Raw genomic sequence first — 1942 nt, 5'->3', positions numbered from 1 at the left:
ATGACGAGCTGCGTCGTCGCGGTATCACGGCGCGCATGGATCGCCTGTGGTGGCCTGCGGCGGACGATGCCGCCGACGCGACAAAGAAGGGCAAGGCTGCCGCCGGTGCCGCCGCGACCGTAGCGTCGACGACCTTGAAGGCCGAAGACAAGGCTGCTGTCACGACCGCTGCAACCCACGCACCCGACGCTAACGAAGCCGGCGTCGCGCCGTCCAGCTTGCCGCCCTTGCACCTGCAAGTGACCGACATGCGCCTGGGCAAGGCGAAGCTCGGCGAAGCCCGTCTTGAAACGTGGCCCACGGACGAGGGCATGCATATCGACCAGTTGCGTGCGCAGTCGAAGAACGTGCAGATCACCGCTGCCGGCGACTGGATCGGCGACGAGAAGCGCAGCCGCACCCACCTAGCCATGGACTTCGCCTCCGAAGATGTCGCTCGCATGCTCGATGCACTCGGCTTCGTCGGGATCTTCCAGGGCGGACGTACGTCGGCGAAGCTCGACGCGGTGTGGCCGGGCGGTCCGTCGGCGCTTGCCTTGGCAAACATGGACGGCACGCTCAAGGTGGACATCGCGAAGGGTCGCATCCTCGAAGTGCAGCCCGGCGTCGGTCGACTCTTCAGCCTCGTCTCCGTCACCGAACTGCCGCGTCGCCTCGCGCTCGACTTCGGCGATGTGGTGGGGAAGGGTTTCGGTTTCGATTCCATCACCGGTGATTTCCGCTTCGCCAATGGCGATGCGAGCACGCAGAACCTCAAGATCCGTGGCCCCGCCGCTGAGATAACCATTACCGGGCGTACCGGACTCAAGACACACGACTACGACCAGGAAGTGCTGGTGGTGCCTCACCTTGGCAGCAGCCTGCCAATCGTCGGCGCCATCGCCGGTGGCCCCGTTGGCGCCGCCGCCGGACTTGCCGTGCAGGGCATCCTCGGGCATGGCCTCAACCAGGCGGCCCGCAAGCGCTACCACGTCACCGGCACCTGGGAAAAACCCGTCTTTACGCCGATGGACAAGGGCAGCACCTCCACGGCCCCCCTGCTCTAACCCATGTAGGAGCCGATTCATCGGCGATGCTCTTGCCTTTCGTAGGAGCCGATTCATCGGCGATCCCTGCGAAGCGCAACACTCTGCGCTGCCCCTGGGTCGAGCCCGCGGCTAGGCCGAGTCAGCCGCCGACCGCCGCGCTATCCCTGCACCGGCAGTCCAAAGACAACCTTGTGAATAATATCTTCTCTCGTTATTATCGAGCGGCGTTATTAGTCATGATCATGTCCTACGGCGATCCGGACGTGCAAGCATTCTTCGAGGGTGGCACTGCAGGGCGATCGGGGCGGCCAGTTCAGCATCCGGATCAACAACCAGTACCGGATTTGTTTTGTCTGGAGCAACGGGCACGCACATCGCGTGACCGTCGTCGACTACCACTGAAAGGAGCGCAATCGTGCGCGAAGTTCCCTATCCCCATCCGGGCGAAATCCTGCTCGAAGAGTATTTAAAGCCGCTGGGTCTCAGTCAGTATCGCCTGGCGAAGGCGATAGGCGTGCCGGCTCCGCGAATCGGTGAGATTGTTGCTGAGAAGCGTGCTATCACGGCCGACACCGGCTTGCGGTTGTCACGTTTTTTTGGGCAGTCGGAGGAGTTCTGGACGGGTTTGCAGGAAAGCTACGATCGATTCATGACACGCGACCTTATGGCCGACACCCTGGCCGCCATCGTCCCGTGGTCAGAACTGTCGAAAACCCTTCCTGCAAGAAAGCGCGCCGAGCCCAGGTCGGCGCCTACGGCCAAACGCAGCCCTCGCCCCTGATCACGGCTTCTGCCGACGAAACGGGAACAGTTGCTGCCGGACGAATCCCTCCGGCATGTAATCGCCGACGACGCCGTATTTCGCGGGAAACTTCGTCTTCGTGGCCTTCACAGCCGTGCCGAAGAGGTAATCC

General features: G+C 62.9%; 2 protein-coding genes. Both read left to right on the top strand.

Translation table 11 applies throughout. The annotated features are described in order from the left end of the window. On the top strand, nucleotides 1-1046 hold a 1046-nt coding region (locus AC1DSN_RS21955; protein ID WP_477332898.1), incomplete at its 5' end, for a YhdP family phospholipid transporter. Nucleotides 1047-1443: 397 nt separating this feature from the next. Then, nucleotides 1444-1809, top strand: a complete 366-nt coding sequence (locus AC1DSN_RS21950; RefSeq protein WP_063571137.1) for a HigA family addiction module antitoxin — start codon at nucleotides 1444-1446, stop codon at nucleotides 1807-1809. The last annotated feature ends 133 nt before the right edge of the window (nucleotides 1810-1942 follow it).

The organism is Luteibacter sp. P4_D7_3 (assembly GCF_056401735.1).
The sequence above is the reverse complement of the archived record's forward strand: the minus strand, read 5'-3'. Positions and strand labels throughout refer to the sequence as shown.